Source organism: Cyanobium sp. NIVA-CYA 375 (genome assembly GCF_056108345.1).
The window spans coordinates 1-5,588 of sequence record NZ_JBSYHW010000107.1; the positions used below are offsets into that span (position 1 = coordinate 1).

General features: G+C 60.6%; 10 protein-coding genes. 4 read left to right on the forward strand and 6 right to left on the reverse strand.

The features are described from left to right. On the forward strand, positions 1–335 hold a 335-nt coding region (locus AC01FP_RS15720), incomplete at its 5' end, for a hypothetical protein (RefSeq protein ID WP_474481615.1). Positions 336–723: 388 nt separating this feature from the next. On the opposite strand, the gene AC01FP_RS15725 is transcribed toward AC01FP_RS15720, so the two are convergent. The 4 genes from AC01FP_RS15725 to AC01FP_RS15740 all read right to left on the reverse strand — a co-directional run bounded on the left by AC01FP_RS15725 (position 724) and on the right by AC01FP_RS15740 (position 2,644). After that, entirely contained in the window at positions 724–963 is a 240-nt protein-coding gene (locus AC01FP_RS15725; protein WP_474481616.1) for a hypothetical protein, read from the reverse strand. A gap of 66 nt (positions 964–1,029) precedes the next feature. Further along, the gene (locus AC01FP_RS15730; RefSeq protein WP_474481617.1) at positions 1,030–1,650 is read right to left on the reverse strand and encodes a hypothetical protein; all 621 of its coding nucleotides are present in this window, start codon (positions 1,648–1,650) and stop codon (positions 1,030–1,032) included. 85 nt (positions 1,651–1,735) lie between these two features. Further along, the gene (locus AC01FP_RS15735) at positions 1,736–2,188 is read right to left on the reverse strand and encodes a DUF6932 family protein (RefSeq protein ID WP_474481618.1); all 453 of its coding nucleotides are present in this window, start codon (positions 2,186–2,188) and stop codon (positions 1,736–1,738) included. Positions 2,189–2,398: 210 nt separating this feature from the next. Then, positions 2,399–2,644 carry a hypothetical protein gene (locus AC01FP_RS15740; protein ID WP_474481619.1) on the reverse strand — a complete coding sequence of 82 codons (246 nt, stop codon included), beginning with the start codon at positions 2,642–2,644 and terminating at the stop codon, positions 2,399–2,401. A gap of 275 nt (positions 2,645–2,919) precedes the next feature. Between AC01FP_RS15740 and AC01FP_RS15745 the strand changes: the two genes are divergently transcribed. Further along, a complete protein-coding gene (locus tag AC01FP_RS15745; protein WP_474481620.1) occupies positions 2,920–3,195 on the forward strand; it encodes a hypothetical protein in 276 nt (91 codons plus the stop codon). Positions 3,196–3,405: 210 nt separating this feature from the next. Here the strand turns inward: AC01FP_RS15745 and AC01FP_RS15750 are convergent, their stop codons facing one another. Then, positions 3,406–3,768: an AbrB family transcriptional regulator gene (locus AC01FP_RS15750; RefSeq protein WP_474481621.1), complete on the reverse strand. Its 363-nt coding sequence runs from the start codon at positions 3,766–3,768 to the stop codon at positions 3,406–3,408. Between the two features lie 138 nt (positions 3,769–3,906). Beyond that, positions 3,907–4,548, reverse strand: coding sequence for a thermonuclease family protein (locus AC01FP_RS15755; RefSeq protein ID WP_474481622.1), 642 nt, complete (start codon positions 4,546–4,548; stop codon positions 3,907–3,909). A 41-nt stretch (positions 4,549–4,589) separates the two neighbouring features. Here AC01FP_RS15755 and AC01FP_RS15760 point away from each other — a divergent pair, with 41 nt between their 5' ends. Beyond that, a complete protein-coding gene (locus AC01FP_RS15760) occupies positions 4,590–4,976 on the forward strand; it encodes a hypothetical protein (protein ID WP_474481623.1) in 387 nt (128 codons plus the stop codon). Positions 4,977–4,979: 3 nt separating this feature from the next. Further along, complete coding sequence (locus tag AC01FP_RS15765; protein ID WP_474481624.1) at positions 4,980–5,528, forward strand: DUF4236 domain-containing protein; 549 nt, start codon at positions 4,980–4,982, stop codon at positions 5,526–5,528. Positions 5,529–5,588 lie beyond the last annotated feature (60 nt).

The window sequence follows — 5,588 nt, forward strand, 5'->3', positions numbered from 1 at the left end:
AGGCTCATCTGTGGTTCAAAACCCCATCTTCAAAGCTGCAGATCGGAAGTAAAAAGCATCTCGAGCGCTCCCATGCTGATTGGCAATCCGTACAGCGTGGGACCATTCAGTATGAAATATTCGAAGGAGAGAAAGCCGCGGCATTTGTCGACGGCGACGACATCGTAATCCTTGTGAGCTGCCGAGAGGACGCGCTAGGTCTAATCGGCGAAGTCCCATATGCTTTGGCAGTAACCCTGGAAGTCAAGGAAGGTATTGGCGTTAGTGACATCTACTCTGAGGTCAGAGATCGCGTGCAAGCCAGAATCAGGACGCAAGAAAGGATTGCTGTCTAAACTTTTTCATTGCTACTGGCATTCGTGGAGACAAGTTGCAGAGAGCTTGAAGCCCTACTCGCAAGTTGATCAGGTGGGCATTTTGGTTGGGCATTCACGACTTCCCTAGACTCGACAAGTGAAATTACCGGAACATAATTTGATTGGTGGCTGGGGCTGCGAAATTGGTTCCCGAGGAGGTAGTGCTCGTGATTTGACGCTAAGACCCGGCCGATCTGATTTTCAGTATTTTGTGCTTTGGCTGTCTTCAATGCGCTTAATCTGAGCAACTCTTCTTGGCCCGCTCTGATGAAGTCTGCTCGCAGCTAGACATGTTTATGCGAAAGAAGCAGCTAATTCGGCTCCTCAGCCCTTATGACCTTTAAGTTGTGCAGTGTCAACTCACTCCTCAGGCCCCGAGTTCGAGCTGCTGATCTGGTCTTCGGGTGACGTTGATCTGCTCCACCCGCACCAGCCGGGGTTGCTCATTACCTGCGGCCTGGTAGCTGCCCTTCACGCGCACGGCGGCATTGAGTAGGCCGACGATGTTGACGTCGTAGAGGGGCTCATAGATGCAGCTCATGTCGCTGCTGGCCCCCCTCCCCCGGATCTCAAAGCGGCGGGCATCAAGGTCCACCTCCCGCACCACTACCTCGAACTCACCATTACCCTTCAGTCGACAGCTACTGGGGGTGATGAGGTTGCGGCCCAGGATCTAGCAGCTCTGCTTGGTGAGGGCCTGAGTTGGTCCCAGGGCTTCATCGGACTGCGGGCCGCTGAGGAATAGCTCACTGATCACCTTGTTCTGGGCAGAAGGTGCCAGGCGCCTGGCTGACACCATCACCGTGTCGCGCACGGCGGGATCGGGGAACTGCTCGTAGATGGCCTCACTGATCTGGCCGTCCTGAATCAGGCGTGGAATCGCCGGCAGGCTCTGCACCGCCGTCTGCACCGCCCGATAAAGGACATCGCTCACCCCGGGCAGCACCGCCTGACCATCCGCTCCCACATCTCCAGGCCGTGGCACGCGCATGCCCACCACCAAGCTGCCGTAGGTCACCCTCGCCTGCTGGGGGTCCAGATCGGCCGGCCAGCGCACCTTCTTCTCTTCCATTCCGGCGATCGCCTTGGACACCTTCTGGATCTCGTCGCGGAGCTTTCCGAAAACAGTCGTCACCAACGACACCGGTGGCTCGCGATGGGCAACACCGGGGCCTCGGTAGCGGGCGATCAGATCAGCGTTGCCGGCCAGTGGGGCATAGGAGAAGTCCTCGCGGTAGAGCTTGGCCAGCATCTTCATGTAGGCACTGGTGATCTCCTCCGGCTCCTGCCCCATGCGCCTGTGTCCAGTTCCCGAGCTGACTGGAGCTGCTGGTGAATGATGCGGGCCTTCGCCTCTATCGCGGCGATCCAGCCGGCCATCAGATCAACCTCAACACGCCCTTGCGGTGGCCGTGGTGCAGACCCTTCTCAAAGGCTGTCTTGGAGCGCACGGTCTGCAGCAGATCAACGAAGTTCTGCTTGAGACCCTTCACGCCAGGGAGCATGTCGATCTGGTAGCTGCGGAACAGCTCTGCTCTCCCCTGGAAGAGCATCTGCCCCTGCCACTGGTCGGCATCAGGGAGGTTGCTCAGCTCCAGCAGCAGGTTGATGATGCTCGGGCTGGCCTTCTTGCTCAGATAACTGCCATCTAGGACAACTGGAGGGACCACGGCAAACCGAGGTGCTATCTCAACGGCGATTAACTCCTGCAGCTGGGCTGTCAGTCGGCGGCGATCGTAATTCCAGGCCAGGACCGCCTCAACCTCCATGATGGTGCGCTCATGAATGCCACCAGGCAGCAGGCCAAACCGATCGAAGGCAGGAATCGGCATTCGCTACCTGCCCACCGACGACTCGGTGGGCAGGTCACAACTGGCTGGCACGGCGGACGATGCCGCTTCCTTGGTCGTGCTGATGGCGTAGCCAGGCATGGGCTGCCGCAGTTTCCAGGTTTATACCCAACCATCCACGCTCCGGTTAGCTGATGACAGAGTCCGATGGCCTCCCGGCCGGCAGTGCCAGCCGGGAGAGGCGCTGTCGCTTCACAGCACCTGCACTCGGGCCTGAGAGCCGAGCACCCGCTGCTGATTGGCAGCCAGGATCAGCGCCTCCTCGCGGGGCACGTAGTGCGGCTGGGAGCTGATGTGCCCTTCTCGATCGAGGAACAGCACCCGCAGCAGCTGACCTGCTGCATCCAGAAGGTGCACCGAGATGATGCGAATCGGGCAGTGACGCTCAGGCGATTGGCGAACGGGCTGGAGCGGCAGGGAAAGGAGGGTGGCGGGCATGGCTGTGCTGGCGAACGACCCTGCAGTTGCGCCCCGGAGAAGCCAGCAGCGCGCAAGGGTCGCGCAGCGACTTGCGTTAGCCCTTGCGCGCTGCTGCTGCCGGGGCAGACCAAGGGGAGTGCTCGCCAGCCCCATGGCCCACCACCTCTCTCAGCTGCGCCAGCCCCTGCTATTCGCCAGCAGCAAAACCCTTGTAACGTCTAATCAAAGTGTTCCCTGCGATACAGCTGAGTGCACCCTGCGCTGGCCAAGGTGATTAGCCAAGCAGGAGAGATATGCAGGCATCTGGATCCACTGCTCGGCGCAGCACAGCAGGTCAGTCGCTTGAGCGCTGCTACCGCCTCATCGACGGCAGCTGCGAGCCGCACCTACAGCTCGACGGTCAGTACAGCTCCCTCGATGACGCCATCGCCGATGCCATCGAATGGATTGGACTCTTTAGTGAGCCTGACCATCCCAGCAGCTGGATTGGGGTTGAGGTAAGCAGCACCAATGGCGACTGGCGCACCTGCCGCCTGCCTGGACCCTTGCTCTGTCCGCTGCCGCGCTGAGCTACAAGGCCTAATCACCATTTCCATAAAAGCTGACAACAGAAAACCCCCGGGGCGAGCGGGGGGTTATCTGGAGCGGCCGGGCAAGGGAGTGCAGGCGCTCATGCCGGCACCTAACTCACTGGCGCCTGCTTTCACTGTGCAAGGGATCACAGCTGGCGGCTGCTTGCGCGCAACAAATGCACATCGCTAGCCGATGCTGTCCTCAGCTCATTCCTCTTCTGGGCTGCCCATAGGAATCAGCTGGATCTGCTTTTTGCCCAGCTTGATCTCAAACTCATCGCCGGGCTTGAGGTCGAGCACAGCGGTGTAGGCCTTGCCCAACATGAGATTGCCGTTGAACTGGACCCTGGTGGTGTAGCTCAGCTTGCGGCCACCCTTGCCCTGGCCGGCGCTATCGGCACCGAGGCTCACACCCTTGGCACCGAGCAGAGCTTCATAGAAGGCTGTGAAATTAAGCCGCTCCGTGCCATCTTTTTTGGTGCTCACATAGCCGCACTCACGCACGAGCTCGGACTTGGAGACATCGCCCAGTTCCTTGACCTTGGCGAGCAGTTCGGGGCCGGTAAGCATGAAGACATTTGCATTGTCTTCTGAACATACCAAACCCACATGCTGTGTCAATCCGTTACTTCTGCAGGCAATATTTTGCTTCCGCTGTCTTCCGTAGCAACCAGTAATGCAGCTGCGAAATATGGGAAAAGATGACTGTCAACGGAGTGATTCGCAGGCCTCCCCATCGCCATTGCCATCTAGATAGCTGTGTCCCTGGCGTAGCAGCTCCTGGGCTTTGGCATAGGAGCTGATCTCGCTGCAGCGGTAACGCCGACCGCCCGGGGTGGTGCCATCAGGAATGACGGCAGAGCGACGACCTCGCCGGAAGTCCCAGGGCCGGGTGATGCCGCCCTGCACCTGCCAGATCCCGTATCGGCGCCGGCTGGCACGGTATTCCGCGTCCAGATACTCCTTGGCATCGCAGCCGCTCAGGTACTGCCGATACGCGAATGCCTGACCGTCTTCCACCAGCGCCAGATTTATGTTCACGCCGCTGAAAATCTCGGCAACTGAACGGCCGTAGCGATCGGTGGTTTTGATATTGAGGCTTACTTCCCTGCCGATGGGCAGGCGCTGCTGCAAATACGTGCGGGCCTGCTGGCCGTGGGGGGTCTGGGCGCTCTCGGGCGCATCAATGCAGGCCAGCCGCACGGTGAGGGCCTTGCCCGCCTGACGCACGCGAATGGTGTCGCCATCTCCGATGGAGAGCACGGTGGCCTTGACGACCTGAGCGACTACTCCAGCTGGCCAGGCCAAGCCCGCCAATGCCACCACACCCAGCAGAAACTTTCTAGCCATTGCCGCAGCTTGCACCGGCAGCCTTTTCATGCGGTTCCTGCATGACTTGGTTGCAGCTGGCTGATCTGCGCCAATTTGTATCTATGCCTCAAAAGACGCTGGGCCGCAATCAGCTCCTACTTGCTTGCGTGATTGCAGCTTTGGCGGCAGGAGGTGCCCTGGCCCAGCAGCCGGTGCGCCCCCTCCCGAAAGTGGGAGGCTGTCCGCTGGGCTATTACAGCTCCAGCAGTTACTGCGTGCCGAGCTCCAGTGGCAACACCCGCGGCGCCATTGAGAAAAGTGGGGCTGGCTGCCCGCTGGGTTTTTATTCCTCCGGCAGCTACTGCGTCAGCAGCCCCAGTAACGAGCGGGAGGCGATTCAAAAGAGTGGTAAGGGATGCCCGCTGGGTTGGTATTCATCTGGTGGGTACTGCGTCAAGAGCCGCTGAGCCATGGGTTTCCGCTTCCGACGCTCCACCCGCCTAGGCCCGCTGCGCTTCAATTTCGCCAAAGGTGGATTGAGCTCCATCTCCGTTGGCGGGCGGGGCGCCTCGTTCAACATCCCCGTCGCCCGAAGTGGTGGTGCGCGCACCACGGTGGGAGTTCCGGGCACGGGCCTGAGCTGGAGCGTGGAGCACGCAAAAGATCGCTCCGCCGTGCTCCCTTCTGGCGCTGCGGCCGGCTTACCCAACAGCCGCCGGCTGCGGCCCGGTCAGCTCGACGCCCTCAAACACTCGCTGCTTGAAGTGCTGCGCCAGGAGCTGTTCGCAGCTGGTTCCACCGGGGAGCAGCTTTGGGATCACGGCTTGGTGAGCCGCTTGCTCAGTGATGGCTCCATCAGTGGCCGACTTGCTGGCCTGCTGGCTCTGATCGAGACGCCGGAAGCGATGGAGAGCTATGTGCTGCGAGCCCAGGGACAGGACGACGCCAAGCGGCGGGCCCAACGCTGCATCGAGGCGGTACAGGAAGCCTCACGTCTGGCGCGACCAGGGGCTGGTTGAGCTGCCGGCTCAGGCCAGGCGATCTTCTGAGAGCTGGCGGAAGGCATCGTTCAGCAACAC